This window comes from Microbacterium sp. ABRD28, from assembly GCF_003850245.1.
Classification (GTDB): domain Bacteria; phylum Actinomycetota; class Actinomycetes; order Actinomycetales; family Microbacteriaceae; genus Microbacterium.
The window spans coordinates 2,419,665-2,445,306 of sequence record NZ_CP031015.1 but is presented as its reverse complement, the minus strand read 5'-3'; the positions used below and the strand labels follow the sequence as shown (position 1 = coordinate 2,445,306).

At 69.5% G+C, this 25,642-nt stretch carries 26 protein-coding genes; 16 read left to right on the top strand and 10 right to left on the bottom strand.

The annotated features are described in order from the left end of the window. Positions 1–128 precede the first annotated feature (128 nt). Positions 129–1,646, top strand: coding sequence for an ABC transporter permease (locus DT073_RS11825; RefSeq protein ID WP_124293564.1), 1,518 nt, complete (start codon positions 129–131; stop codon positions 1,644–1,646). After that, the gene (locus DT073_RS11820; RefSeq protein ID WP_124293563.1) at positions 1,646–2,848 is read left to right on the top strand and encodes an ABC transporter permease; all 1,203 of its coding nucleotides are present in this window, start codon (positions 1,646–1,648) and stop codon (positions 2,846–2,848) included. The genes DT073_RS11825 and DT073_RS11820 overlap by 1 nt, the downstream gene beginning before the upstream one ends. A 10-nt stretch (positions 2,849–2,858) precedes the next feature. Here the strand turns inward: DT073_RS11820 and DT073_RS11815 are convergent, their stop codons facing one another. Then, entirely contained in the window at positions 2,859–3,467 is a 609-nt protein-coding gene (locus DT073_RS11815) for a PH domain-containing protein (RefSeq protein ID WP_124293562.1), read from the bottom strand. Positions 3,468–3,499: 32 nt separating this feature from the next. On the opposite strand from DT073_RS11815, the gene DT073_RS11810 reads away from it, so the two are divergent. Next, on the top strand, positions 3,500–5,269 hold the full coding sequence (locus DT073_RS11810) for a dipeptide ABC transporter ATP-binding protein (protein ID WP_124293561.1): 1,770 nt from the start codon (positions 3,500–3,502) through the stop codon (positions 5,267–5,269). A 105-nt stretch (positions 5,270–5,374) separates the two neighbouring features. Further along, on the top strand, positions 5,375–7,288 hold the full coding sequence (gene typA, locus DT073_RS11805; RefSeq protein ID WP_124293560.1) for a translational GTPase TypA: 1,914 nt from the start codon (positions 5,375–5,377) through the stop codon (positions 7,286–7,288). Between the two features lie 27 nt (positions 7,289–7,315). Here the strand turns inward: typA and DT073_RS11800 are convergent, their stop codons facing one another. Beyond that, positions 7,316–7,864, bottom strand: a complete 549-nt coding sequence (locus DT073_RS11800; RefSeq protein ID WP_124293559.1) for a helix-turn-helix domain-containing protein — start codon at positions 7,862–7,864, stop codon at positions 7,316–7,318. A gap of 105 nt (positions 7,865–7,969) precedes the next feature. Between DT073_RS11800 and DT073_RS11795 the strand changes: the two genes are divergently transcribed. From DT073_RS11795 to DT073_RS11770, 6 genes are all read left to right on the top strand, one after another. Next, on the top strand, positions 7,970–8,686 hold the full coding sequence (locus tag DT073_RS11795) for an AzlC family ABC transporter permease (RefSeq protein ID WP_124293558.1): 717 nt from the start codon (positions 7,970–7,972) through the stop codon (positions 8,684–8,686). After that, positions 8,683–8,997, top strand: coding sequence for an AzlD domain-containing protein (locus DT073_RS11790; protein ID WP_124293557.1), 315 nt, complete (start codon positions 8,683–8,685; stop codon positions 8,995–8,997). Before DT073_RS11795 ends, DT073_RS11790 begins: the two co-directional genes overlap by 4 nt. A gap of 37 nt (positions 8,998–9,034) precedes the next feature. Next, on the top strand, positions 9,035–9,427 hold the full coding sequence (locus DT073_RS11785; protein WP_124293556.1) for a histidinol dehydrogenase: 393 nt from the start codon (positions 9,035–9,037) through the stop codon (positions 9,425–9,427). 4 nt (positions 9,428–9,431) lie between these two features. Next, positions 9,432–9,752, top strand: coding sequence for a ferredoxin (gene fdxA / locus DT073_RS11780; RefSeq protein WP_124293555.1), 321 nt, complete (start codon positions 9,432–9,434; stop codon positions 9,750–9,752). Between the two features lie 2 nt (positions 9,753–9,754). After that, on the top strand, positions 9,755–10,870 hold the full coding sequence (gene dapC, locus DT073_RS11775) for a succinyldiaminopimelate transaminase (protein ID WP_124293554.1): 1,116 nt from the start codon (positions 9,755–9,757) through the stop codon (positions 10,868–10,870). A 171-nt stretch (positions 10,871–11,041) separates the two neighbouring features. Continuing rightward, positions 11,042–12,337 (top strand): citrate synthase, encoded by a 1,296-nt coding sequence (locus tag DT073_RS11770; protein ID WP_124293553.1) that lies wholly within the window; start codon positions 11,042–11,044, stop codon positions 12,335–12,337. Between the two features lie 29 nt (positions 12,338–12,366). Here the strand turns inward: DT073_RS11770 and ppk2 are convergent, their stop codons facing one another. After that, positions 12,367–13,209, bottom strand: a complete 843-nt coding sequence (gene ppk2, locus DT073_RS11765) for a polyphosphate kinase 2 (RefSeq protein WP_124293552.1) — start codon at positions 13,207–13,209, stop codon at positions 12,367–12,369. Positions 13,210–13,219: 10 nt separating this feature from the next. After that, positions 13,220–14,176: a 2,3,4,5-tetrahydropyridine-2,6-dicarboxylate N-succinyltransferase gene (dapD, locus tag DT073_RS11760; protein WP_124293551.1), complete on the bottom strand. Its 957-nt coding sequence runs from the start codon at positions 14,174–14,176 to the stop codon at positions 13,220–13,222. Between the two features lie 71 nt (positions 14,177–14,247). On the opposite strand from dapD, the gene dapE reads away from it, so the two are divergent. The 3 genes from dapE (at position 14,248) to DT073_RS11745 (ending at position 16,796) form a co-directional block, all read left to right on the top strand. Beyond that, on the top strand, positions 14,248–15,321 hold the full coding sequence (gene dapE, locus DT073_RS11755; RefSeq protein ID WP_124293550.1) for a succinyl-diaminopimelate desuccinylase: 1,074 nt from the start codon (positions 14,248–14,250) through the stop codon (positions 15,319–15,321). Next, complete coding sequence (locus tag DT073_RS11750) at positions 15,306–16,535, top strand: hypothetical protein (RefSeq protein ID WP_240638596.1); 1,230 nt, start codon at positions 15,306–15,308, stop codon at positions 16,533–16,535. Before dapE ends, DT073_RS11750 begins: the two co-directional genes overlap by 16 nt. Before the next feature lie 90 nt (positions 16,536–16,625). Further along, positions 16,626–16,796 (top strand): DUF3117 domain-containing protein, encoded by a 171-nt coding sequence (locus DT073_RS11745; protein WP_124293549.1) that lies wholly within the window; start codon positions 16,626–16,628, stop codon positions 16,794–16,796. A gap of 80 nt (positions 16,797–16,876) precedes the next feature. Here the strand turns inward: DT073_RS11745 and DT073_RS11740 are convergent, their stop codons facing one another. Then, positions 16,877–17,515, bottom strand: coding sequence for an O-methyltransferase (locus DT073_RS11740; RefSeq protein WP_124293548.1), 639 nt, complete (start codon positions 17,513–17,515; stop codon positions 16,877–16,879). 85 nt (positions 17,516–17,600) lie between these two features. Here DT073_RS11740 and DT073_RS11735 point away from each other — a divergent pair, with 85 nt between their 5' ends. Further along, positions 17,601–17,981, top strand: a complete 381-nt coding sequence (locus DT073_RS11735) for a twin-arginine translocase TatA/TatE family subunit (protein ID WP_124293547.1) — start codon at positions 17,601–17,603, stop codon at positions 17,979–17,981. A 33-nt stretch (positions 17,982–18,014) separates the two neighbouring features. Here the strand turns inward: DT073_RS11735 and DT073_RS11730 are convergent, their stop codons facing one another. The 3 genes from DT073_RS11730 to DT073_RS11720 are packed head-to-tail and all read right to left on the bottom strand — an operon-like array spanning position 18,015 to position 20,991. Next, entirely contained in the window at positions 18,015–19,172 is a 1,158-nt protein-coding gene (locus tag DT073_RS11730; protein WP_240638595.1) for an Mrp/NBP35 family ATP-binding protein, read from the bottom strand. Next, the gene (locus tag DT073_RS11725) at positions 19,169–19,696 is read right to left on the bottom strand and encodes a DUF1003 domain-containing protein (protein ID WP_124293546.1); all 528 of its coding nucleotides are present in this window, start codon (positions 19,694–19,696) and stop codon (positions 19,169–19,171) included. Before DT073_RS11725 ends, DT073_RS11730 begins: the two co-directional genes overlap by 4 nt. Further along, positions 19,696–20,991 carry a magnesium transporter MgtE N-terminal domain-containing protein gene (locus tag DT073_RS11720; RefSeq protein WP_124293545.1) on the bottom strand — a complete coding sequence of 432 codons (1,296 nt, stop codon included), beginning with the start codon at positions 20,989–20,991 and terminating at the stop codon, positions 19,696–19,698. Before DT073_RS11720 ends, DT073_RS11725 begins: the two co-directional genes overlap by 1 nt. Before the next feature lie 35 nt (positions 20,992–21,026). Here DT073_RS11720 and DT073_RS11715 point away from each other — a divergent pair, with 35 nt between their 5' ends. Then, positions 21,027–21,710 carry a YflT domain-containing protein gene (locus tag DT073_RS11715; protein ID WP_124293544.1) on the top strand — a complete coding sequence of 228 codons (684 nt, stop codon included), beginning with the start codon at positions 21,027–21,029 and terminating at the stop codon, positions 21,708–21,710. Then, the gene (locus DT073_RS11710) at positions 21,707–22,402 is read left to right on the top strand and encodes an alpha/beta hydrolase family protein (protein ID WP_124293543.1); all 696 of its coding nucleotides are present in this window, start codon (positions 21,707–21,709) and stop codon (positions 22,400–22,402) included. The genes DT073_RS11715 and DT073_RS11710 overlap by 4 nt, the downstream gene beginning before the upstream one ends. Here DT073_RS11710 and DT073_RS11705 read toward each other — a convergent pair. Further along, positions 22,384–24,204, bottom strand: a complete 1,821-nt coding sequence (locus DT073_RS11705; RefSeq protein WP_124294495.1) for a gamma-glutamyltransferase family protein — start codon at positions 24,202–24,204, stop codon at positions 22,384–22,386. The two genes, DT073_RS11710 and DT073_RS11705, sit on opposite strands and share 19 nt — an antisense overlap. Then, on the bottom strand, positions 24,201–25,613 hold the full coding sequence (locus DT073_RS11700) for an aminopeptidase P family protein (RefSeq protein WP_124293542.1): 1,413 nt from the start codon (positions 25,611–25,613) through the stop codon (positions 24,201–24,203). Before DT073_RS11700 ends, DT073_RS11705 begins: the two co-directional genes overlap by 4 nt. Positions 25,614–25,642 lie beyond the last annotated feature (29 nt).

Below are 25,642 nucleotides of genomic sequence, written 5' to 3'. Positions count from 1 at the left end.
GCAGATTCCCTCGGGAATCTGCACCCCCCCGCTTGTTAGACTTCTCCCCGCGGCAGCCGCGCGCTCGAGCTGCATCCCCCGCTCGCGCGCGCGCCGTGCCGACTCATCGATAGGCAGGCAGCCTCACCATGGCTTCATTCATCATCCGGCGGTTGATCGCATCGATCTTCGTGCTCTTCGCCGCCACCTTCTTGATGTACATCCTGGTCTCGCTCTCGGGTGACCCCCTCGAAGAGCTCAGACAGTCCAACGCTCCGAACAAAGCGGAGCTCATGGAAGCGCGCACGCGGCTTCTGAACCTGGATGTCCCCGCACCGCTTCGCTACTTCCTGTGGCTCGGCGGACTCTTCCGCGGAGACCTCGGAATCAGCATCCAGAACCAGTCGGTCAACGCCCTCCTCTCCAACGCACTGACGTCGACGCTGACGCTGGTGACGACGGCGACGGTCGTGGCGATCGTCCTGGGAATCACGGTCGGCATCATCTCGGCGCTTCGCCAGTACACCGGCTTCGACTACACGGTCACGCTCATCGCGTTCCTCTTCTTCTCCCTCCCGATCTTCTGGGTCGCGGTGCTGCTCAAGCAGTACGGTGCGATCCAGCTGAACTCGTGGCTGGCCGATCCCACGATCGCGATACCGGCGATCGTGGTGATCTCGCTCATCGCCGGTGTGCTGTGGATGTCGCTGATCGGCGGCCACTGGAAGCGCCGTCTCATCGTGTTCGGCGCGGCGACCCTCGCCACCGCGGGCGTCCTCGCCTACCTGTCGGCCACCCAGTGGTTCGCCGATCCGAGCATCGGCATCGTCGTCTACGCGGCGCTCGTCATCGGCATCGCCTTCGGCATCACCGCCGTCTCCACGGGACTGCGCAACCGCAAGGCGCTGTACGCGGCACTGGCCGTCGCGGTGCTCGGCATCGCGTTGTACTTCCCGATGATGAACTACATCCTCAACGGGATGACGCTGGGCTTCTTCGTCCTGCTGATCGTCCTCACGATCGTGGTGACCGGCGCCATCGGGTGGTTCTTCGGCGCTCCCGACCGCGGCCCGGTCATCCGCACCGCCATCCTCGTCGGCATCTTCGCCGCCGGTCTCATCGCCCTCGACAAGTACATGTCGTACTGGGAGGCCTACGCCAACTCCAGCCGCATCCGGGGCCGGCCGATCGCGACCGTGGGGGCGTCGACGCCCGGCCTCGGGGGGAACTTCTGGGTGCAGGGCATCGACCTCTACACCCACCTGCTCCTCCCGACGATCGCGATCGTGCTGATCTCGTTCGCCTCGTACACCCGGTACTCCCGGGCGAGCCTTCTCGAGGTGATGAACCAGGACTACATCCGCACCGCGCGGTCGAAGGGTCTGACCGAGCGCACCGTGGTCGTCCGCCACGCCTTCCGCAACGCCCTCATCCCGATCACCACGATCATCGCCTTCGATGTGGGTGCCCTGGTCGGCGGCGCGGTGGTGACGGAGACGATCTTCGGCTGGACCGGGATGGGGCGTCTGTTCGTCGATGCGCTCCGTGTCTCGGACCCCAATCCGATCATGGCGTTCTTCGTCGTCACCGGAACGCTCGCCGTGTTGTTCAACCTCATCGCGGACCTCGTCTACGCCGCGCTCGACCCGAGAATCAAGGTGGGCTGATGAGCACCGTCACACAAGGACCCGACAACCGCGAGGCCGAGGCCACCGCGGAGATCTCCATCGAGCAGCGCGAGACCGAGGGTCTCAGCCAGGGCCAGATCGTCCGGCGCCGGTTCTTCCGGCACCGCGCGGCCGTCACCTCGATGATCGTGCTGGCGTTCATCGTCGTGCTGTCCTTCACCTCGGTGGGAATCGAGATCGGCAGTCTCCGCATCCCGGGATGGTGGCAGTACGACTGGCGCGAGATCCCGACCGTGGAGAACCGCGGTGCACCCACGCTCAGTCTCATCCCGGAGTTCCTCGGCGGTGCCGGCATTGCGTTCGGCAACCACCCGTTCGGGCAGGACGAGGTCGGCCGCGACACCTTCGCGGTCGTCATGCGCGGTGCGCAGCAGTCGCTGATGGTGATGGTCATCGCCGGTGTCGTGGCGACGATCATCGGCGTCGTGATCGGTGCGGTGGCCGGGTACTACCGCAAGTGGGCCGACTCGGTCCTGATGCGCTTCACCGACATCATCATCACGATCCCCCTCATCGTCATCGGTGCGGTGCTCGGAAACGCGCTCGGCAACCTCGGAGCGGCTGTCCTCGGGGTCGTCATCGGTCTGTTCGCCTGGACGACGCTGGCCCGCCTCGTGCGCGGGGAGTTTCTGACCCTTCGCGAGCGCGAGTTCGTCGATGCCGCCCGGGTGTCGGGTGCGCGCGACAGAAGGATCATCTTCCGCCACATCCTCCCCAACGCGGTCGGCGTCATCGTCGTCAATGCGACCCTGCTCATGGCGGGGGCGATCCTCCTGGAGTCAGCGCTCAGCTTCCTCGGCTTCGGCGTGCAGTCTCCCGACACCTCGCTCGGCAAGATCGTCTCCGACAACCAGGCGGCGTTCTCCACCCGTCCGTGGCTGTTCTGGTGGCCCGGCATCTTCATCATCGCGATCGCCCTGTGCGTGAACTTCATCGGCGACGGTCTGCGCGACGCGTTCGACCCCCGCCAGAAGAAGATGCCGAGCGAGCGCGCCATGGCCCGGGCCGCGCGCGCGAAGGGACCGGCGGCGCCGATCCTCGACCGTGTCGACCCGCAGGGGCCCGCCTCGGTCACGGTCGCGGGCGAAGCGGTGTACACCGGCGACGTCGAGAACTACCACGATCCCCGCCCCGAAGAGCCCGGCGATGCCGGTCACGGCCGGTTCGATCCGGAGCGCTGAGATGGCGCTTCTACAGCGCGAGCCCGAGGATGGTCGCCGCGCCGCTGATCGCGAGCGCGGCGATCGTGCCCACGTGCCAGGTGACCTTCTCGGCCTCGGGGTCCTCCCCGGGGGCGAGGAGGCCCTGGGAGCGAAGCGCCTCCCACTGGCCGCGGATGAGCTGGGCGAGGTTTCCGGTCGGCGTCGAGACGGCGTCGCTCGGGCGGAGCGAGCCGAACTCACCCCGGGCGCTCTCGCCGACACCGTCGAAGTCCTTCTCGGCGAGTCCGAGTGCGCGGTGCCGGCCCGGCGCGGGCGCCGCCCACACCGGCACCTTGCCGCGTCCGGTCCGCAGCGTCAGCGCGAAGCGCGTATCGATGTCACGGATCGCCGGCCACGGCACGAAGTGCGTGCGCAGAACGTTGACGACCGTCACCCCGTGCGGCTCGACCGTCAGGCGAGGTCGCCAGAAGAAGGTCCACGCCAGCACCGCGATGAACACCAGGGGCCACGAGTAACGAAGCCCCGACCCCGGGTCATCCACCCACAGCGCGATGATTCCCCCCGCGCACAACACCACGGTCACGACAGCGAGGATGCGGCCGAACACCGGCCTGTAGTCGACCTCCTGGAACGCCATGACCCCAAGCTTCTCAGATGGGATGCCACCGCATGACTGACACCACCGCCAACACCGGCGCCCCCGAGACGATTCTCGAGGTCGACGGCCTCAACGTCGACTTCTGGGTGGACGGGGAGTTCTACCCGGCCGCTGTCGACATGAACTACACCGTCCGCCGCGGCGAGGTCCTCGCCATCGTGGGCGAGTCGGGCTCGGGCAAGTCCACCAGTTCGATGTCGCTCCTGGGCCTGCTGCCTGAGAACGCCCGGGTCACCGGGTCGATCAAGCTCCTCGGCCGTGAACTCCGCGGCGTCGACCAGGCCACCATCCGGTCGCTGCGCGGAAACGAGATCGCGGTGATCTTCCAGGAGCCGATGACGGCACTGAACCCGGTCTACACGATCGGCTTCCAGATCGTCGAGGCCCTCCGCTCGCACGACCGTTCGCTCGCGCCCTCGGCGGCGAAGGAGCGTGCCATCGAGCTGCTGAGCCTGGTGGAGATGCCCAATCCCGAGCAGTCCTTCCACAAGTACCCGCACCAGCTCTCCGGCGGTCAGCGGCAGCGCGCCATGATCGCGCAGTCGATCTCGTGCGACCCGCTGCTCCTCATCGCCGACGAGCCGACCACGGCCCTCGATGTCACGGTGCAGGCCGAGATCCTCGACCTGCTCCGCAACCTCCACAAGCGCCTGGACTCGGCGATCATCCTGATCACCCACGACATGGGGGTCGTCGCCGACCTCGCCGACCGCATCATGGTGATGAAGAACGGCATCGTGGTGGAGGCCGGTTCGGTGGACGACATCTTCCACCACCCGACGCACCCCTACACCCAGCAGCTGCTGGCCTCGGTGCCGCACCTCGGCCTCGGGGTGCTCGAGCCGATCGACGAATCCGCGGTCGACGAGGTGGTCAGCGAGACCTCGGCCGTTCCCACGATCGCCTCGATCCGCGAGCACGCCAACACCCAGCGCGTCGTCGAGACGAGGGAGCCGGTGCTGTCGTTCGAGGATGTCGCGATCGAGTACCCCAAGCGGGGGCGCATCCCGGCATTCCGTGCGGCCGAGCACATCGATCTGCAGATCTATCCCGGCGAGATCATGGGACTCGTGGGGGAGTCGGGGTCGGGCAAGACCACGATCGGTCGCGCGGCGATCGGCCTCATCCCGATCGCGGAGGGAAAGCTCACCACCGTCGGAACGGACATCTCCCACGCCACGCAGAAGGATCTCTTCACCATCCGCCGTCGAACCGGGATCGTCTTCCAGGATCCGGCGTCATCGCTGAACCCCCGGATGCCGATCGGTCAGTCCATCGGTGAGCCGATCCTCCTCGCGGGAGAGGCCAAGGGCAAGGACCTCGATCGAAAGGTCGAAGACCTCCTCGACCAGGTCGAGCTGCCCCGCTCGTACCGGAACCGCTTCCCCCACGAGCTGTCAGGCGGTCAGCGCCAGCGTGTGGGTATCGCCCGCGCTCTGGCCCTCGCCCCCGAGCTGCTCGTCGCCGATGAGCCGACCTCGGCCCTGGACGTCTCGGTGCAGGCGCGCTTCCTCGATCTCCTCCAGGAGCTGCAGCAGGAGCTGCAGTTCGCGTGCCTGTTCATCAGCCACGACCTGGCCGTCGTCGACATCCTCGCCCACCGCATCAGCGTGATGCACCTGGGCAAGCTCGTGGAGACGGGCACGCGTGATGAGATCCTCCGTGGCGCGAAGGATCCCTACACCCAGCGCCTCATCGCCGCGGTCCCGGTGCCCGACCCCGAGGCGCAGCGGGAGCGCCGGGAGGCACGCGCGGCCCTCCTGGGACGCTCCGCGAGCTGACCCTCGTCCGCGCCTGCGAGGCTCCTGAACGGGTCGCGCAGGCGTGGACGGTAGGATGGGGTCCGCCCGATTCCGGGCTCTTCCCACAGCTTCAAGGATTCCCTCATGGCGCGCGCCCTCCGTCCGGACCTCCGCAACGTCGCGATCGTCGCGCACGTCGACCACGGCAAGACCACCCTTGTGGACGCGATGCTGCGGCAGACCGGGTCGTTCGGCGACCACGCCCACGTCGAAGAGCGGGCGATGGACTCCAACGATCTGGAGCGCGAGAAGGGGATCACGATCCTCGCCAAGAACACCGCGATCACCTACAACGGCGCGCACACCGACGTGCCGGTCACGATCAACGTCATCGACACGCCCGGTCACGCCGACTTCGGCGGCGAGGTGGAGCGAGGCCTGTCGATGGTCGACGGCGTGGTGCTGCTGGTCGACGCCAGCGAGGGTCCGCTTCCCCAGACCCGCTTCGTGCTGCGCAAGGCCCTGGAGGCCAAGCTCCCCGTCATCCTGCTGGTGAACAAGACCGACCGCCCCGACGCGCGCATCGCCGAGGTCGAGGAGGAGGCGCACGACCTGCTGCTCGGTCTCGCCTCCGACCTGCAGGACGACGTGCCCGACCTCGATGTCGACGCGCTCCTCGACGTTCCCGTCGTGTACGCGTCGGGGCGCGCAGGGGCTGCCTCGCGCACGCGCCCGGCCAATGGCGAGCTCCCCGACAACGACGATCTCGAGCCGCTGTTCGAGGCGATCCTCCAGCACGTGCCTGCGCCGTCCTACGACGACGAGGCTCCGCTGCAGGCATGGGTGACGAACCTCGACTCCAGCCCCTTCCTCGGGCGCCTCGCGCTCCTGCGCGTGTTCAACGGCACGCTGAAGAAGGGTCAGACCGTCGCCTGGGTCCGCCACGACGGCTCGCACTCCACCGCGCGGATCACCGAGCTGCTGAAGACCCGTGCGCTCGAGCGCTACCCCGCCGAGGAGGCGGGCCCCGGAGACATCGTCGCCATCGCCGGTTTCGAGGACATCACCATCGGCGAGACCATCGCCGACCCCGAGGACGTCCGGCCGCTGCCTGCGATCACCGTGGACGACCCCGCGATCTCGATGACCATCGGGACCAACACCTCGCCCCTGGTCGGAAAGGTCAAGGGGCACAAGGTCACCGCCCGCATGGTGAAGGACCGTCTCGACCGTGAGCTCATCGGCAACGTCTCGCTGAAGGTGGTCGACATCGGCCGGCCTGACGCCTGGGAGGTGCAGGGCCGTGGCGAGCTCGCCCTCGCCATCCTCGTGGAGAACATGCGGCGCGAGGGCTTCGAGCTGACCGTCGGCAAGCCTCAGGTCGTCACCCGGAAGGGTGAGGACGGCAAGGTCAAGGAGCCCTTCGAGCACCTCACGATCGACGCCCCCGAGGAGTACCTCGGCGCCATCACCCAGCTCCTCGCCTCACGCAAGGGCCGGATGGAGACGATGGTCAACCACGGCACCGGATGGGTGCGCATGGAGTTCGTCGTGCCGTCGCGCGGCCTCATCGGCTTCCGCACCGAGTTCCTCTCGGTCACCCGCGGCACTGGTATCGCCAATGCGATCTCGCACGGCTACGACGATTGGGCGGGACACATCCAGTCCCGCCAGAACGGGTCGATCGTGGCCGACCGTGCGGGCGTCGTGACCCCGTTCGCGATGATGGCTCTCCAGGAGCGCATGAGCTTCTTCGTCCAGCCCACCGAAGAGGTGTACGAGGGCATGGTCGTCGGCGAGAACACCCGCGCCGACGACATGGACGTCAACATCACCAAGGAGAAGAAGCTCACCAACATGCGCTCGTCCACCGCCGACGAGCTCGAGCGTCTGACCCCGCCGCGTCAGCTGTCGCTGGAGGAGAGCCTCGAATTCGCGCGAGAGGACGAGTGCGTCGAGGTGACGCCCGAGAAGGTGCGCATCCGCAAGGTGATCCTGGATGCGACCGAACGTGGTCGCGCTGCGTCGCGGCTGAAGCGCCAGGACGCCAACGTCTGATCGGGACCGTGTCCGTCGCGGGCCGGTTCAGCGCGCTTCCGAGAGCAGAACGGCGGATGTCGCAGGCACGAGTGCCTCGAACACGTGGGGCGCGTCGCCGGCGTAGGTGAGGAAGTCTCCAGGCTCGAGGGTCACGGGGTCCTCTTCGGGACCGACCAGCGCCCGCCCCGAGATGAGGACGACGTACTCGACCGTGCCCCGGGGGTGGGGCGCCGAACGGCGTGTGCCGCCGGGATCGGCCCGGATCACGTAGAGGTCGCGCCGGGCTCCCGGGGGGCACGCGGACAGCAGCGCAGCGGCGTAGGGCGCCAGAGCAGAGGGGACCGCCGGCACCTGGCTCGCTCGGACGAGGCGGGTCACCGGGGCCGGGTCGTCCACGAAGACGGAGAAGGGGATTCCGAGCGCCGTCGCAATCGCCCAGAGCGTCTCGACGCTGGGATTTCCCGCTCCGCTCTCCAGCTGAGACACCGTCGCCTTGGACACCCCTGCGCGCCGCGCGAGCTCCGAGACCGTCAGGCCGGCCGCGTCGCGTTCGCGACGGAGCGAGGTGGCGATGCGGGCTCCAAGCGACTCCATGTGTTCAGTATGTCAAACGATCGTTCGCTTGACTGGAATAACCTCGTCGTCCAGGATGATGTCGGATCTCCTCCCGGAGCATCCCGCCGAACAGGAGCTCACGTCATGAACCAGCACGCCGACGCCCGTCAGGCCTGGCGGGATGCACTCGGTGTCGCGCTGGCCACGAGCGCGTACGGGGTGTCCTTCGGCGCGCTGTCGGTGGCGGCGGGGCTGGATGTCTGGCAGACGTGCGTGCTCAGCCTGCTGATGTTCACAGGAGGGTCGCAATTCGCCTTCGTCGGCATCATCGGAGCAGGGGGAGTGGCGGCCGCTCCCGCCGCGATCGCCTCCGCTGCGCTTCTGGGCGTCCGCAACATCGCCTACGGCATGCGGATGTCGGCGATCGTGGGACCCGGTGCGATGAAGCGGCTCGCAGCCGCCCACGTCACCATCGACGAGTCCACCGCCGTCTCCCTTGCGCGAGGCACCTCGAGAGGACGGGCGATCGGCTTCTGGGTGACGGGCGTCGGCATCTACGTCGGCTGGAATCTGTCCACGCTCGCCGGGGCCCTTCTCGGTGACGTCCTCGGCGATCCGCGCGCCTGGGGACTCGACGCCGCGGCCGCAGCGGCGTTCCTGGCCCTCCTGTGGCCGCGTCTGCGGGAACGGCAGGCCATCGCGACCGGCATCGCCGCGGCCGTGGTCGCCACGGTGCTCACCCCGGTGCTCCTGCCCGGTGTCCCGGTGCTGGTGGCGGCGTTCGTGGCTGTGATCATCGGCTGGGGGAACCTCCTCGGCCGCGCCCCGACCAGCGCGGTGCCGAAGCAGGAGATCTCATGACGCTCTGGACGGCGGTCCTCATCGCCTCGATCATCTGCGTGGCGCTGAAGACGGTCGGTTACCTCATCCCGCCGAAGGTCCTGGAGGCACCCCGCCCGGCCCGGATCGCCGATCTGCTGACCGTCGCGCTGCTCGCGGCGCTCGTGGCCGTGCAGACCCTCGGCGCCGGCCAGGCGATCGTCGTCGACGCTCGGGTGCCCGCCGTGCTGGTGGCTGCCGGCCTGCTCCTCGTGCGTGCCCCCTTCCTGGTGGTGGTGGCCGCCGCCGCCCTCACCGCCGCCCTCCTGCGGTGGCTGGGCTGGGCGGCCTGATCGCCGCCGGGTGACGCGCAGCGCCTACGCTGGTCTGATGCGCACGTCCACCCTCGCCCGCATCCTCACCTGGATCGTCGCGGTCGTGATCGGCGGAGCGTACGGACTGGCGGGGACCATCGCCCACCCTTTCACCCTGTGGGTCCTTCCCGTCGGCCTGACGCTCGCGATGATCGGGTCGACGGCGCTCCTGATCGCCATCCGTCTCCTCACCGCAGACCGGTGGGCGACGCTCGCCGCCGGCCTCGGGATGCTCGCTGCCACGCTGGTCTTCTCCGGCGAGGGCCCGGGAGGGAGCGTCATCGTCCCGCAGACGAGTCTCGGAATCGTGTGGACGTTCTCGGTGCCCCTCGTGGTCGCGGTGGTCGTCGCGTGGCCCGACCGGATATCGGTGCCGGCGAGGCCTGCCCGGTCGGAGACCATAGACTGATCACGTGACGTATGTGATCGCCCTCCCGTGCGTCGATGTCAAGGATCGCGCCTGCATCGACGAGTGCCCGGTCGACTGCATCTACGAGGGTGAACGCTCTCTGTACATCCACCCCGACGAGTGCGTGGACTGCGGTGCGTGCGAGCCCGTCTGCCCGGTCGAGGCGATCTACTACGAGGACGACCTCCCCGAGGAGTGGTCGGACTACTACACGGCGAACGTCGAGTTCTTCTCCGACGTGGGCTCGCCCGGCGGTGCCGCCAAGGTCGGCGTCATCGCGAAGGACCACCCGATCATCGCCGCCCTTCCTCCCCAGGACCACTGACCGTGGGGGTCGCCGACCTCGCCGACTACCCCTGGGATGCCGTCCGGCCGTTCGCGGTGCGGGCTCAGCAGCATCCCGACGGCATCGTCGACCTCTCCGTCGGCTCACCGGTGGACCCCACGCCCGACGTCGTCGCCGCGGCGCTGCGTGACGCGACGGACGCGCACGCCTACCCTCAGACCGCGGGAACGCCCGCGCTGCGGACCGCGATCGCCCAGTGGTACGCCCGGCGGCGCGGGGTCCCCGGCCTCGCCGACGATGAGGTGCTGCCCACCGTCGGGTCGAAGGAGTTCGTCGCCCTCCTCCCACTCCTCCTGGGTCTCGGGCCCGGCGATGTCGTTGTGCACCCGCGCGCGGCGTATCCGACCTACGAGGTCGGCGCTCGGCTGGTGGGTGCGACGCCGTTCGCCTCGGACGACCCGGCGCAGTGGCCCGACGCGACCCGGCTGGTGTGGCTGAACTCGCCCGGCAACCCCGACGGTGCGGTGCAGGATGCCGCGGCCCTGCGTGCGGCGCGGGAGCGCGCGCGCACCGTCGGCGCGATTCTCGCCTCGGACGAGTGCTACGCCGAGCTCGGCTGGGACGCCCCGTGGGACGCGACCCCGATTCCCTCGGTGCTCGATCCGCGCGTCACGGACGGTGACCGGCGCGGCGTGCTGTCGGTCTACTCGCTGAGCAAGCAGTCCAACCTCGCCGGCTACCGCGCAGCCTTCGTCGCCGGAGACGCCGCTCTTCTCGCCGGGATCCACACCGCCCGCAAGCACCTCGGTCTCATCCCCCCGGCGCCCGTGCAAGCCGCGATGGTCGCCGCGCTCGGCGACGACCGCCACGTGCACGAACAGCGCGAGCGGTATCGCCGACGCCGCGACATCCTCCGACCCGCCCTGATCGATGCCGGGTTCCGGATCGACCGCAGCGAGGGCGGCCTGTACCTGTGGGCGACGGAAGGACGCGATGCCTGGGAGAGCCTGTCGGACCTCGCCGATCTCGGCATCCTCGTCGGCCCCGGCACGTTCTACGGACCTCACCATCCGCAGCACATCCGGCTGTCTCTCACCGCGTCGGACGAGCGGATCCAGACAGCGGCCGCACGGTTGCGCGCGCGGGGAATCGTCTGATTCCTCCAGCCGATTCCGTCGGGCTTTGGCGGTGACAACAGTAGGCGTCGCGGCCCGATAGGCTGTAGGCGGCGTCGCGACACGCGTCGTGGGCCGCATCGCTCGAGCAGGGAATCGTGACGCTCGGGCGGACGACACCCCCGGCACGACCAGGAATCGCGAGGAGGCGCCGTGAGCGACGGAACCCAGCAGGAGAAGGCAACCTTCACGATCGGGGAACGCACCGCAGAATTCCCGGTGCTGGCGGGGACGGACGGCATCCCCAGCGTCGACATCTCCACCTTCATGCGCCAGACCGGGCACACCACCCTCGACTACGGGTTCGTGAACACCTCGGCGACGAAGTCGGCCATCACCTTCATCGACGGCGACAAGGGTATCCTTCGGTATCGCGGCTATCCGATCGAGCAGCTGGCGAAGAACAGCACCTACCTCGAGGTCGCCTGGCTGCTGATCTACGGTGAGCTGCCCACGGCCGATCAGCTCGCGGAATTCGACAACCGCATCCGTCGCCACACTCTGCTGCACGAGGATCTCAAGCGGTTCTTCTCCGCTCTTCCCCACACGGCCCACCCGATGTCGGTGCTCTCCGCGGCGACGGCGGCGCTGTCGACCTATTACGAGCGCGAGTCCGATCCGAACAATCCCGAGCACGTCGAGCTGAACACCATCCGGATGCTCGCGAAGCTCCCCGTGATCGCCGCCTACGCGCACAAGAAGAGCGTCGGGCAGGCCTTCCTCTACCCCGACAACTCGCTGAGCTTCGTCGACAATTTCCTGAAGCTCAACTTCGGCGTGCTCTCGGAGATCTACGACGTCAACCCCGTGATGACCCGCGCCCTCGAGCGGCTGCTGATCCTCCACGAGGACCACGAGCAGAACGCCTCCACCTCGACCGTGCGGCTCGTCGGCTCGACCGGCGCGAACCAGTTCTCCTCGATCTCAGCAGGCATCAACGCGCTGTACGGTCCGCTGCACGGCGGAGCGAACGAGGCCGTGCTGGAGATGCTCGGACGCATCCGCGACTCGGGCGAGGGCGTGCGTCGCTTCGTCGAGCGCGTGAAGAACAAGGAGGACGGGGTGAAGCTCATGGGCTTCGGGCACCGCGTCTACAAGAATTACGACCCGCGCGCCAAGCTCGTGAAGGAATCGGCCGACGAGGTCCTCGAGGCGCTGGGCGTCAGCGATCCGCTGCTGGACCTCGCGAAGGAGCTCGAGACGATCGCGCTCGAGGACGACTACTTCAAGGAGCGTCGCCTCTACCCGAACGTGGACTTCTACACGGGCGTGATCTACAAGGCGATGGGTTTCCCCACCCGCATGTTCACCGTGCTGTTCGCCATCGGCCGCCTTCCCGGTTGGCTGGCGCACTGGCGCGAGATGCAGCAGGACCCGCAGACCAAGATCGGCCGTCCGCAGCAGCTGTACACCGGGGCCGTGGAACGGAATTATCCCGGCGAGGTCTGAGCCGCCCGCGTCACTCACTCCACTCCGCATCATTCCAGCAGGGGCAGCGGCGGGAGCTTCTCCCCGGCGTGGATGCGTCGCAGCATCTCGCCCGCGTGGTCGGGCACGTCGTTCTCGAGGTTGCGCGGTGGGCGCTCGTACCCGCCGGAGGCGGGTCGCTCGGGGATCTCGATGACAGGACGCTCGATATCGCGGTACGGGACCTGCGACAGCAGGTGCGCGATCATGTTGAGCCGGCCGCGGCGCTTGTCCTCGTTGTCCACCTCGAACCAGGGCGCCTCGGGGATGTCGGTGTGCACGAACATCGTGTCCTTCGCGCGGGAGTAGTCCTCCCATCTGGTGATCGACAGCACATCGTTGGGGCTGAGCTTCCAGCGGCGCATCGGGTCCTTCGCCCGCGAGCGGAAGCGGCGCTCCTGCTCCACGTCCGAGACGCTGAACCAGTACTTCAGCAGCAGGATGCCGTCTTCCGCCAGCATCCGCTCGAAGATCGGCGCCTGGTGCAGGAACCGGTGGTACTCGGCATTGGTGCAGTAGCCCATCACGTGCTCCACACCGGCCCGGTTGTACCAGGAGCGGTCCATCAGCACGATCTCACCGGCCGCGGGCAGGTGGGCGATGTACCGCTGGAAGTACCACTGGGTCCTCTCGCGGTCGGTGGGCGCGGGCAGGGCGACGATCCGCGTGACGCGGGGGTTGAGGTATTCCGACACCCGCTTGATCGTGGAGCCTTTGCCCGCTGCGTCCCGGCCCTCGAAGATCACCACGATGCGGGCGCCGGTGGCCTGCACCCATGCCTGCATCTCGACCAGCCGCGCCTGCAGCCGGGCGAGCTCGTTCTCATACAGTTCCCGTGGGATCCGGCGTGCCATGGCGGCTTCCTTAGGCGTGCAGCGACTCGTTGAGGGTGACGCCCACCCCGGCCCGGCGCACCGCCTCGACGGCGCCGGTGAGCGAGTTGCGGCGGAAGAGCAGGCCGTTGCGGCCCGACAGCTCGGCGCCCTTCGCGAGGGGCTGCGTTCCGTCGGCGTGCACGGGCTCGTCGGCGAGCACGACCTTGGTGCCGGCGGTGACGTAGAGGCCCGCCTCGACGACGCAGTCGTCACCGAGGGAGATGCCGATTCCGGCGTTGGCCCCCAGGAGCGTTCGTCGGCCGACGGAGATGCGGTGCGAACCGCCGCCCGAAAGCGTCCCCATGATCGAGGCGCCGCCGCCGATGTCGCTCCCGTCGCCCACGATCACGCCCTGCGAGATCCTGCCCTCGACCATCGATGCGCCGAGCGTGCCGGCGTTGAAGTTGACGAAGCCCTCGTGCATGACCGTGGTGCCGGGGGAGAGGTAGGCGCCCAGACGCACTCTCGACGCATCGGCGATGCGGACCCCGGTCGGCGTGACGTAGTCGAGCAGTCGCGGGAATTTGTCCAGTCCTTGAACCTGGATTCCGTCGCGGATGAGGAACGGACGCAGTCGCGTGAGGTCGTCGGGATGCATGGGCCCGGCCGTCGTCCAGGCGACGTTCGGAAGCTGGCCGAAGACGCCGTCGAGGTTCAGGTCGTTGGGCGCGACGAGGCGGTGCGACAGCGCGTGCAGGCGGAGATAGGCGTCCGCCGTGGAGGTGGGCGGGTGGTCGAGATCGATCTCGAGCGCGACGACGTCGATGTCGACGGCCCGACGGGGGTCGGGGACGGCGTGACGCTCGATGTCCGAGGCTGCCAGCGCCGGATCGAAGCCGGTGGGGAGCCGCCCGACGCGCGGCTCGGGGAACCAGGCATCCAGAGCCGTGCCGTTTTCGGCGATCGTCGACAGCCCTACGCCCCACACCCAGCGGTCTTCACTCATACCTCCACGGTAGCGAACCGGAGCCGACCACCAGACAGTCGGGCTCGTGCGCGCTGGGTAGACTCCAGGGCGTGCCCGCGATCGATCTGTCCGCGTCATCCGTGGATCTCACCCGGACCATCTGCGACATCCCCAGCGTCTCCGGTGAGGAGACTCCGCTGGCCGATGCGATCTTCGCGGCGATCACAGACCTCCCTCACCTGGAGATCTACCGCGACGGCGACACCATCGTGGCGCGGACGAATCTCGGAAGGGCTCAGCGGGTCGTGATCGCCGGGCACATCGACACCGTGCCGATCAATGCCAACGTGCCCACCCGCGACGTCGACGTCGACGGTGAGGCCTTCCTGTGGGGCCGCGGGACGGTCGACATGAAGGCGGGCGTCGCGGTGCAGCTCAAGCTCGCCGCCGAATTGACCGCGCCCCGCGTGGACCTCACGTGGATGTGGTACGACCATGAGGAGGTCGATGCCGATCTCAACGGCCTGACCCGCCTCGCTCGGACGCGCCCCGATCTGTTCGCCGGCGACTTCGCCATCCTCGGCGAACCGTCCAACGGAACCGTCGAGGGTGGCTGCAACGGCAATCTCCGCGCCATCGTGCGCACCTCGGGCGTGCGGGCCCACAGCGCGCGGGCCTGGGTGGGGGTCAACGCCATCCACGCCGCGGCGCCCGCACTGGCGCGGCTCGCCGAGTACCGTCCGCGCGATGTCACCGTCGACGGGCTGGTCTATCGCGAGGGGTTGAACGCCGTCCGCATCCACGGCGGCATCGCCGGCAATGTCATCCCCGACGCCTGCGAGATCGAGGTGAACTACCGCTTCGCCCCCAGCCGCAGCGGTGAGGAGGCCGAGAGACACGTCCGCGACGTCTTCGCGGGATTCGATGTCGAGGTCGTCGATCTGGCCGAGGGGGCCCGACCGGGGCTGGACGCACCGCTCGCGCAGGAGTTCGTCGACGCTGTCGGCGGCCAGCCCCGCCCCAAGTACGGCTGGACCGACGTCGCGCGCTTCTCGGCCCTCGGAGTGCCCGCGGTCAACTACGGGCCCGGTGATCCGCACCTTGCGCACCACGACGAGGAGCGGGTTGCGCTCGCGCAGATCGAGGACGTCGAGCGCGGGCTCCGGGCGTGGCTGGCGGACTGACCGCCTCGCTCACCGGGCGTCGCACCGGGGCGGTGCTGTTCCGTCATCCGGCGCTCTTCATCCTCCTCCTCTACATCGCTGCGAGGGGGGTGACCACCGGCCTCTTCCTCCTCACCTCGGCGTGGGCTCCCGCGGGCAGCCGCTTCGGCCCGGGTGCGGGCCTGGCCGACTACATCGTCGGGTGGGATGCGCAGTGGTACTGGTTGATCGCCGTCGAAGGGTATCCCGCCCAGCTGCCCCGCGACGACGAGGGCACGGTCGGGGAGAACGCCTGGGCCTTCATGCCCGTGTTCGCCCTGCTGGCGCGAGTGGTGGGCGCGCCCCTGGGAGCGTGGGGGGCGGGCGGGGTCCTCGTCGCCCTCGCCGCCGGCTACGGCTGTTGCGTTCTCATGTGGATGCTGCTGCGCGAGCGCATCGGTCGGATCGCCGCGATGTGGGCCGTGGCCTTCTTCGCGTTCGCACCTCTCGCGGCGATGTTCCAGGTCGCCTACGCCGAGACGCTGTTCCTTCTCCTCCTGCTGTGGATCCTGCGGTGTCTGCAGACTCGTCGATACGGCTGGATCTACCCGGCGGTGGTGCTGATGGCGTACACCCGCCCCGGAGTCCTCGCTGTGGCGTTGCTGTTCGGGCTCTACGGGATCTGGCGTCTCGCCACGCGGCGGAGCGAGCCGCTGCGCAGGGTGGAGATCGTGCACATCATCGCGCTCGGGGCGCTGGCCACGGCCACCGGGTTCTCATGGACGTTCATCGCCGGCGCCGTCACCGCCGATCCCACGGCGTATCTGGACACCGAGCTGGCCTGGCGGCGGGTATGGGTGGGGGACACCGGCGGATTCCTTCCGTTCGAAGGATGGGCGCAGGCGGCGCAGTTCTGGTTCGTCGTGTGGGGCCTGCCCGCGTGGCTCGGATTCGTCGTCCTGGGGCTCGGAGTGGTCGTGGTCGGCGGCCTTCTGCTGTTCGAGCCGCACGTGGCGCGCCTCGGAATCGAGGTGCGGCTCTGGGCGGCGAGCTACCTGGTGTACCTGCTGGCGGTCTTCTTCCCTCAGTCCAGCGTCTTCCGGCTGCTGTTCCCCCTCTCGCCTCTGTGGGGGGCCTTCGCGGCGCCTCGCCATCCGGTCTGGCGGGGATCGGTCCTGGTGCTGTGCGTGGTCGGTCAGTGGTGGTGGATCTGGAACATGTACGGACTCGGCACCTCGTTCTGGCAGATCCCCTGAGCGATCCACGGCACGGGCACGGGGTGATGCCGCGGCACGCGGTGCACCCGATAAACTCGACTGATATACCGACGACGAAAGGGAGCCGCGATGGCAGCCATGAAGCCGCGAACCGGGGATGGGCCGATGGAGGCCGTGAAGGAAGGACGCCTCATCATCGTGCGTGTCCCGCTGGAAGGCGGTGGCCGTCTGGTGGTCTCCGTCAACGACGCGGAAGCGAAGGAGCTCTACGACGTCCTCGGCGAGGTCGTCGGCGCCTGAGCCTTCGCCACAGATTCTGAGTGAAACGACCGGTCCTCGGACCGGTCGTTTCCGTTTGACCTGGGGCCCTCGGCGTCTGGTCAGGCGTCCGAGCCGACGGTGGTGAGCTGCAGGAGGCTCTCTCCGACGATGGAGAGCGCGCCGATCACGGCGGAGGAGGCCAACGTCTCCTGAATGAGCGATCGGTAGGCGGTGGTCACGGCGTCGCGGCGCACCGGATCGGCGACGGCGCCGCCGCGAAGGACCCGGGGCACCAGTACCGTGCCGCCGGTGCGGGCCAGGCGCAGCCCGTGTTCGACGTATTCCAGGACGCCGTCGGGATCGGCGTCGATGAGGACGATGTCGTAGGACGCCTCGTTCATGCGGGGGAGCACGTCGGAGGCTCGACCGGTGATGAAGCGTGCGCGGGCCGCGGGGATGCGCGCCTCGGCGAAGGCCTGGCGGGCCGCACCCAGGTGCTCGGGCTCGTTGTCGATCGTCGTGAGGGTCGCCCGCGGCGATCCGTGGAGGAGCCACAGGCCCGAGACTCCGCCCCCGGTACCGATCTCGACGATGTTCAGAGCGCGGGACGACGCGGCGATGAGCGCGCACTGCGCGCCCACAGCGGCGCTGATCGGCGCGGCGCCGAGCTCGAGGGCATGGGCTCTCGCGCGGGCGATGTGGTCGGGTTCGGGAGTCGCTTCGTCGGCGAAACGGTGGTTCGCGTCGTGTTCGCCCATGCGCTCGTCCTTCCTGCCGGCCTGCCGCCTCAGCCTACGGTGATCCTGCGGGCTGACTCCTCAGGCGCGGCGGTAATCTGGACGCATGTTCTTCGGGATCACGATCGAGAAGCTTCTGCTGATCGGCGTGATCGCCGCTTTGCTCATCGGCCCCGAACGGCTGCCCCGCTACGCCGAGTCGCTGGCCCGGTTCACCCGCCGTACCCGCGACTTCCTCCAGGGGGCGAAGACGCGGGTGCGCGACGAGATGGGGTCGGATTTCGACGACGTCGACTGGCGGTCGTTGGACCCCCGCCAGTACGATCCCCGTCGCATCATCCGGGAGGCACTTCTCGACGACGCGCCCGTGGCCACCGTCCGCGCGGCACAGGCCGCGTCGGTCGTGACGGCGATGGAAGCCGCGCCCGCGCGTAAGACGTCGCTCGCCGCCGGCGAGCAGCCGCCCTTCGACAGCGAAGCCACCTGACGCCCGTCGGCGTGGCAGCGGGCCCGATCGGGCTCAGCGGGTGCGCAGGGGGACTGCGCGGCCCGACAACCCCCGCGGCGAGCGTCCCAGCCGCGCGGCGAGGTCGGTCATCGCTCGCGCGGCCGGGTCGTCCGGGTGTGCCAGGACGATCGGCGTTCCGGCGTCACCGTCTGCGCGCAGAGCAGGACTCAGCGGGATCGAAGCGAGAAGATCGACCTGCTCGTCAGGTGTCGACAGGGCGCGGGCGACCGCTTCCCCCCCTCCGGACCCGAAGAGGTCGAGGGTTGTTCCGTCGGGGAGCGTCATCGGCGCCATGGTCTCGACCACGCCCACGACTCGCTGACCGGTCTGCCGGGCGACCAGTCCGCTGCGCACGGCGACATCGGCTGCTGCCGACTGCGGGGTGGTGGTCACCAGGACCTCGGCGTCGGGGAGGAGCTGGCCGACCGAGATGGCGATGTCACCCGTGCCGGGCGGCATGTCCAGCAGCAGGATGTCGAGGTCGCCGAACCACACGTCGGTGAGGAATTGCTGCACCGTGCGATGGAGCATCGGCCCGCGCCACGCGACCGCGCCGAGCGGGGCGTCCTCGGGACCGCGACGCAGGAACATCCCGATCGAGACGACCTTCACGCCGTGCGCGATCGGGGGGATCATGAGGTCGTCGATCCGGGTGGGCTGCGGGACGGATCCGTCCTCGGAGACCAAGCCCAGCAGTCCGGGGATCGAGAAGCCGTGGACGTCGGCGTCGACGAGACCGACCGACAGGCCGGATGCCGCAAGGGCGACGGCGAGGTTGGCGGTGAGCGTCGACTTTCCGACGCCCCCCTTGCCGCTCGTGACCGCGATGACCCGGGTGAGGGAGCCGGGTCCGAAGGGCATCTCGCGACGCGCGCGGCCTCCGCGCAGGCGCTCGGTGAGCGCTGCCCGCTCATCGGCGGTCATCACGCCGAGGGTGACGTCGACGTCGTGGATGCCGGGGACGGATGCCGCGGCGCGGCGCACGTCGGATTCGATGCGATCGGACGCGGGGCAGCCGACGATCGTCAGCGCGATGGCGACGTGGGCGACCCCGTCGGCGGTGCGGACGTCCTTGACCATCTGCAGCTCGGAGAGCGGACGCCGGAGTTCGGGGTCGGTCACCGCGCCGACGGCGTCGGCGACGGCCGAGGTCAACGCGGCGTCGCTCACGGCGGCTCGCCGGGGGCGTCGCGTCGCTGGTCCAGGTCCTCCAGCAGCGCTCGCAGCTCGCTGCGGAGGGTGTCCTTCGTGACCACCTCGTCGGAGAAATCGCGCAGCGTCATCCGCAGGGCGACGATCTCACGGGCGAGGTACTCGGTGTCGGCGAGGTTCCGCTCAGCGCGCTGACGGTCCTGCTCGATCTGCACCCGGTCGCGGTCGTCCTGACGGTTCTGCGCGAGCAGGATGAGAGGCGCGGCGTACGACGCCTGCAGCGAGAGGACGAGGGTCAGGGCGGTGAACCCGAACTCCGCGGAATCGAACCGCAGCCAGATCGGCATGAGCGTGTTCCAGGCGATCCAGCTGACGCAGAAGAGCGTCAGGCCGAGCAGGAACACCGGCGTGCCCATGTTGCGTGCGATCCACTCGGTGAATCGCCCGAATCGGTCGCGTGAGGGCTGCGGGGTGCGGCTGAGAACCCCGGACCGTCCCCGCGGGGCGTCCAGCGACACGGCGCCGCGATTGCCGCGCGCCATCAGCGCCGCCCCGTCGGGCGCGCCGCCGGGGCGGCGGTGAGCGGAGGTCGGGCGCCGTCGTCGCCGTCGTGCGAGCGCCAGTCCTCGGGGAGGAGGTAGTCCAACACGTCGTCGACGCTGACGGCGCCGACGAGCCGGTGCGCCCGATCCACGACCGGCAGCGAGACGAGGTTGTAGCTGGCCAGCATGCGTGCGACCTCGGCGGCCGATGCGGTCACCGGGACGGGATCGAGGGTGTCGTCGATGATGGTGCCGAGTCGTTCGTGGGGCGGATAGCGCAGCATCCGTTGAAAATGCACGGTTCCGAGCAGGCGGCCCGTCGGCGTCTCATAGGGCGGCAGGGTGACGAAGACCGCCGCGGCGAGGGCCGGATGCAGCTCGTGACGCCGGATGAGGGCGAGGGCCTCGGCGACGGTCGCGTCGGCGGAGAGCACGATCGGCTCGCTGGTCATGAGTCCGCCCGCGGAGTCGGGCAGGTACTTCAGCAGTTCGCGGACGTCCTCGGCCTCTTCGGGTTCCATCAGCTCGAGGAGCTCCTCCAGACGCTCCTCGGGAAGCTGCCCCAGGAGATCGGCGGCGTCGTCGGGTTCCATGTTGTCGAGGATGTGCGCGGCGCGCTCATCGCCGAGCTGCTCGAGGATGTGGACCTGCTCGTCCTCGGGCATCTCCTCCAGCGCGTCGGCGAGGCGCTCGTCGGAGAGCTCCTCGGCGACCTCGAGCAGTCGGTCGTCGGGAAGGTCGAGAAGGGTGTTGGCGAGGTCGGCGGGTTTGAGCTCGGAGTAGGTCGCGACGAGCTGCTCCGCGGACTGCGCCTCGCCGGAGGTGTGATCCTCGCGGACGTCGGCCCACGACGAGAAGGTGGTCGGCCCCTTGGCGAACGGCGAGGCGCTGGTCTTGGGCTTGCGGAGGAACAGCTGGCCGACGTCCCATTCGCCGAGCCGGTTGCGCTCGATCGCCACATCCTCGATCACCGCGTGACCCGAACCGTCGCGGAAGTAGACCTTGCGGCCCAGCAGCTCCGACATCACGCGCACCTCGCCGCCGCGCTGCTGGAACTTCCGCACATTGATCAGACCGGTCGTGATGACCTGCCCGGTGGCGATGGAGGTGACCCGGTTGATCGAGAGGAAGACGTTCCGCCGGCCCGGGATCTCGACCACGAGTCCGATGACGCGGGGCGGATCGTCCTTCCGATAGATCACTACGACATCGCGGACCTTGCCCAGGCGATCGCCGGTGGGGTCGAAGACGGAGCACCCCGCCAGGCGCGCGACGAAAACCCTCTGCGTGCTCACGGGTCAAGCGTAGTCGCGCGTGGGAGGATGATGAGATGAGCATGATGGGTGGAGGGCGCCTGCCGCAGGGTTTGGGGGAACCGGGTCAGGCCATCGCGAGCTTCCCGACGTACGAAGCAGCCCAGAAGGCCGTCTCGACCCTGATCGCGGCGGAGATCCCCGCCCGCGACATCGCGATCGTCGGCCACGACCTGCGCTCGGTCGAACGCGTCACCGGGCGGCTGGGATATGCCGAGGCGGCGCGATCGGGCGCCATCAACGGTCTGCTGCTGGGCATGCTGTTCTCCGCGATCCTCGTCCTCGGGTCTCCCTCCGTCCCGATCCAGGCCTTCGTCGGCGTGCTGTTCGTCGGCATCGCCATCGGCATGCTCCTGAGCCTCATCACCTATTCGCTTGTGCGCCGCCGGCGCGATTTCGCCTCCGTCATGCAGGTGATCGCCGAACGCTACGACGTCACTGTCAGCGCGTCCGACGTCGCGAAGGCACGCGGCGTGCTGGGTCCGCGTGCGCACTCGCCCGCGCCGGCCGCCGAACCGGTCGACGCGGCCGCGGTCGCCCCCGCGGCTCCGGCCGGGCCGGGGACCGGTGAGACGGCGGATGCCGGGTCGGGCGCCGCGACGCCCGCTGATGCCGAGCCTCCCCGCTACGGCGAACGGGTGTCTCCTCCCGTGTCGTCCGGACGAGATGCCGACGAGGGCTCTGCGTCCGAGCCGAGATGACGCTGACGCGCGCCGAACGCATCGGGGTCGAGCTTCCGCGCGGCACCGTCGACGTGACGGCCATCGTAACGCTCCCCGAGGCGCCCTGGGGTGGCGTGGCACTGGCTCACGGCGCGGGAGCGGGGCCCGAGCATCCCTTCCTCATCGGCGTCGCCGACGCGCTGGCGCGTCAGGGCCTCGGCGTGGTGCGCTTCGCCTTCCCCTACCGCGAAGCCGGGCGTCGCATGCCGGGTCCGGTCGCGCACGCGACGGCGACCTGGTCCGCGGTGATGGCGGCTCTCTCGGGCTGGTGCCCGGAGGTGCCCCTCTTCGCCGTGGGGAAGTCGTACGGCGGTCGGATGGCGTCGCTGGCTGCCGCGGCGGGCATGATCCACCCCGCCGCCCTGGTCTACCTCGGCTACCCCCTCCACCCGCCCGGTGAGCCGGAGAAGGAGCGTGCCGGCCACCTTCCCGACATCTCACCGCCTCAGCTGTTCCTGTCGGGCACCCGCGACCCCTTCGTCCACCCCGCCGATGCGTGGGAGCGCGTGGTCGCCGGATGCCGCGAGGCGACCCTGACCTGGATTCCCGGGGGGGATCACTCCTTCGAGATCGCCGGGCATCGGCGTCCCGCGCAGGCGATCGGCGGCGAGCTCGGAGACCTGATCGCGACGTGGCTGAGACAGCGGTCGGATCAGCGACCGGCGGCGTAACCCTGCATGCCCCGGGGGTTGGCGGCGGCCCACAGCAGAGTCGCGTCCGAGCCTTCCGACGCCTCGCGGCCGACGGCCGAGACACGACCGAGCGACCAGTCCCCGGCACGGGTGACGACGTGACCGCGCCGCTCGAGACCGCCGACCACCGCGTCGCCGAGTCGATCCTCCACCACTGCTCCGGCGGGAGTCCACGTGCGGGGCCAGAACGATTCGGGCAGCGCGGTGGAATGCAGTGCGGGGGCGTCGATGGCCTCCTGCGCGCGATAGCCGCCGACGATCATGCGCAGCAGGGCGAGCAGCTGCCACTGATCCTGCTGGTCGCCGCCCGGTGAGCCCATGGCGAACCAGGGTCGCCCGTCGCGGAGTGTCAGTGTCGGTGTCAGAGTGGTCCGGGGGCGCCGACCCGGCTCGAGTGAGGAGGGGTGGCCGGGTTCGAGCCAGGTCATCTGCAGTCGCGTGCCGAGGCAGAAGCCGAGCGCGGGGATCGTGGGGGAGGACTGCAGCCATCCGCCGGAGGGCGTCACCGAGATGATGTTGCCCCAGCGGTCGGCGACGTCGATGTGGCAGGTGTCGCCCCGGGTCTGCCCACGACGGTCGACAGTCGGCTCACCGGTTCCTGCGCCGCCGGTGCGGTCGTAGGCGGTCCGCAGCGGCGGTGTCCAGGGTTCGGCCCCGCTCAGACGCCCGGGTCGGAAGGTCGTGGCCGCCTCCTCACCGATGAGATCCCGACGCGCAGCGAGATAGTCCTCGTCGAACAGACCGGTGATCGCGCCGGCGTCGGACGCGTCTCCGAACCACGCTTCGCGGTCGGCGAAGGCGAGCTTCTGGGCCTCCAAGATGGTGTGCGCGCCGCGCTCGGTGGAGGGGTCGAGCAGGTCGTCGGTCAAGGGTTCGAGGAGCGCCAGCGTCTGCACGAGTGCCGGACCCTGCGTCCACGCGCCTGCCTTGGCGATCGTCACACCGCGGAAATCGCGGGTGAGGGCCGGTTCGTATCCCGCCTCGAAGGCTGCGAAGTCGGATGCGTCGATGACGGCGGAGTGCATCCCCCCGCCGGAGTGCCGGTGGGGCGTGCGCAGGAAGGTCGCGGCCTCGTCGGCGACGAACCCTTCGCGCCATTCGCGGCGCGCGGCGTCGATACGCGCCGCCCGACCGACCCCACCCTCGTCGCGCACGGGGCCCGCGGCGTGCACGAGACCTTCGAGCACCGACGCGTAGGCCGGATTGCGCACGACGTCGCCCGCGCGCGGGGGTTCACCCCCCGGCATCCACAGGTCGGCCGAACTCGTCCAATCGTCACGGAAGAGATCGGCGACCCGTGCGATCGTGGCGGCCGCCTGGGCGATCAACGGGTGTCCGTCGCGCGCGTAGCCGATCGCATAGGACAGCACCTCGGACAGCTCCCATGTGCCGTGGTCGCGCAGCAGGACGAGCCAGGCGTCGACGGCTCCGGGGACCGCGGCGGCCAGGCCTCCTGCCCCGGGCACGAGATCGAGCCCCTCAGCGGTGTAGTGGGCGATGCTGGCGCGCGCCGGCGCCGGACCCTGACCCATCAGCACGACGGGGGTCGGATCTTCGGCGGTGGCGAAGACGCCGACGAGATCACCGCCGGGTCCGTTCAGGTGCGGCTCGACCACGTGCAGCACGAACGCGCCGGCCACCGCCGCGTCGAACGCGTTGCCGCCGCGCTCGAGAACGGACTGTGCCGATGCGGTGGCGATCCAGTGCGTGGAGGCCGCCATCCCGAAGGTTCCCGCAAGCGTCGGCCGGGTGGTGAACGGGGCGGGAGGGGTGAAGGTCACAGGGCGGTCGGAGCGGTCGAGGCGTGCCGGGCGATCCACTCCTCGACCTCGTCCGCGGTCCGCGGGATCGAGGCCGACAGGTTCTCGGGGCCGTCCGCGGTCATGAGGACGTCGTCCTCGATGCGGACGCCGATGCCTCGGTACTCCTCCGGAACGGTGAGGTCGTCGATCTGGAAGTACAGACCCGGCTCGATCGTGAAGACCATTCCCGGTTCGAGGATGCCGTCGTAGTACATCTCCCGGCGCGCCTGGGCGCAATCGTGCACGTCGATCCCGAGGTGATGGCTGGTGCCGTGCACCATGTACCGGCGGTGCTGTCCGCCGCGATCGGCGTCGAGAGCCTCCTCGGCGGTCACCGGGAGAAGGCCCCACTCGGCCGTCCGCTGTGCGATCACTCTCATCGCCGCTTCGTGGACGGAGCGGAAGGTCACCCCGGGGCGTGCCGCGGCGAACGCGGCGTCGGCGGCTTCCCGGACGGTCTCGTACACCCGCCGCTGGACATCGGTGAATCGTCCGCTCACCGGGATCGTCCGGGTGATGTCGGCGGTGTAGAGGCTGTCGACCTCGACCCCGGCGTCGATGAGGATGAGGTCGCCGGGGGCGACCGTTCCGTCGTTGCGGGTCCAGTGCAGGTAGCAGGCGTGAGGACCCGACGCCGCGATCGTGTCGTAGCCCTCCCCGTTCCCGTCGGTGCGTGCTCTCAGGTGGAAGACCCCCTCCACCACGCGCTCTCCGCGCGGATGGGCGAGCACACGGGGGAGTTCGGCCACGATGTCGTCGAACCCGCGGGCGGTCGCCGCCACCGCCAGGCGCATCTGCTCGACCTCGAAGGCATCCTTGACCAGGCGGAGCTCGGAGACCGCGCGGGTCAGCTCGGCGTCGACGTCGAGAAGCAGGTCTCCGTCGGCCGTCAGGAAGTCGTCCACATGGCGGGTCTCGAGGCCCAGGTCTGCAGCGACGCCGGCGAGAGCGGGCCGCGGTCCGATCCAGAACTCGCCGATCGACGCGTCGGCGTAGAACTCCGCCGTCGTGCGGTCGGCGCGCTCACGGAAGTACAGAGTGGCGCGGTGGCCGCCCTCGGGTAGAGGATCCATCACCAGCACCGCACCCGGTTCGGAATCCGAGCCCCAGCCGGTCAGGTGGGAGAACGCCGAGTGGGCGCGGAAGGGGAAGTCTGTGTCGTTGCTGCGCTGCTTCATCTCGCCCGCGGGGATCACCAGGCGACGCCCGGGGAAGGCTGCCGACAGCCGTTCGCGCCGCGCCGCGGCGTACGGCGCCTGAGGCCGCCGCGGCGGGAGGGAGTCGGGCCGCTCGGCCCACCCCGAGGAGATGCTGTCGAGGAAGCCCCGGGGGAACGGCTGACGGCGATTGGTGGTCGTGTTCGAGGTGGTGTCGCCGGAGGTGCTCATCCCTCCAGTGTCGCACTCCGCCGCGGCAT

Coding starts and splice junctions, on each gene's coding strand:
- DT073_RS11825 (WP_124293564.1), top strand. CDS start 129: ATGGCTTCATTCATCATCCGGCGGTTGATCGCATCGATCTTCGTGCTC.
- DT073_RS11820 (WP_124293563.1), top strand. CDS start 1,646: ATGAGCACCGTCACACAAGGACCCGACAACCGCGAGGCCGAGGCCACC.
- DT073_RS11815 (WP_124293562.1), bottom strand. CDS start 3,467: ATGGCGTTCCAGGAGGTCGACTACAGGCCGGTGTTCGGCCGCATCCTC.
- DT073_RS11810 (WP_124293561.1), top strand. CDS start 3,500: ATGACTGACACCACCGCCAACACCGGCGCCCCCGAGACGATTCTCGAG.
- typA (WP_124293560.1), top strand. CDS start 5,375: ATGGCGCGCGCCCTCCGTCCGGACCTCCGCAACGTCGCGATCGTCGCG.
- DT073_RS11800 (WP_124293559.1), bottom strand. CDS start 7,864: ATGGAGTCGCTTGGAGCCCGCATCGCCACCTCGCTCCGTCGCGAACGC.
- DT073_RS11795 (WP_124293558.1), top strand. CDS start 7,970: ATGAACCAGCACGCCGACGCCCGTCAGGCCTGGCGGGATGCACTCGGT.
- DT073_RS11790 (WP_124293557.1), top strand. CDS start 8,683: ATGACGCTCTGGACGGCGGTCCTCATCGCCTCGATCATCTGCGTGGCG.
- DT073_RS11785 (WP_124293556.1), top strand. CDS start 9,035: ATGCGCACGTCCACCCTCGCCCGCATCCTCACCTGGATCGTCGCGGTC.
- ppk2 (WP_124293552.1), bottom strand. CDS start 13,209: ATGGCACGCCGGATCCCACGGGAACTGTATGAGAACGAGCTCGCCCGG.
- dapD (WP_124293551.1), bottom strand. CDS start 14,176: ATGAGTGAAGACCGCTGGGTGTGGGGCGTAGGGCTGTCGACGATCGCC.
- DT073_RS11745 (WP_124293549.1), top strand. CDS start 16,626: ATGGCAGCCATGAAGCCGCGAACCGGGGATGGGCCGATGGAGGCCGTG.
- DT073_RS11740 (WP_124293548.1), bottom strand. CDS start 17,515: ATGGGCGAACACGACGCGAACCACCGTTTCGCCGACGAAGCGACTCCC.
- DT073_RS11735 (WP_124293547.1), top strand. CDS start 17,601: ATGTTCTTCGGGATCACGATCGAGAAGCTTCTGCTGATCGGCGTGATC.
- DT073_RS11725 (WP_124293546.1), bottom strand. CDS start 19,696: ATGGCGCGCGGCAATCGCGGCGCCGTGTCGCTGGACGCCCCGCGGGGA.
- DT073_RS11715 (WP_124293544.1), top strand. CDS start 21,027: ATGAGCATGATGGGTGGAGGGCGCCTGCCGCAGGGTTTGGGGGAACCG.
- DT073_RS11710 (WP_124293543.1), top strand. CDS start 21,707: ATGACGCTGACGCGCGCCGAACGCATCGGGGTCGAGCTTCCGCGCGGC.
- DT073_RS11700 (WP_124293542.1), bottom strand. CDS start 25,613: ATGAGCACCTCCGGCGACACCACCTCGAACACGACCACCAATCGCCGT.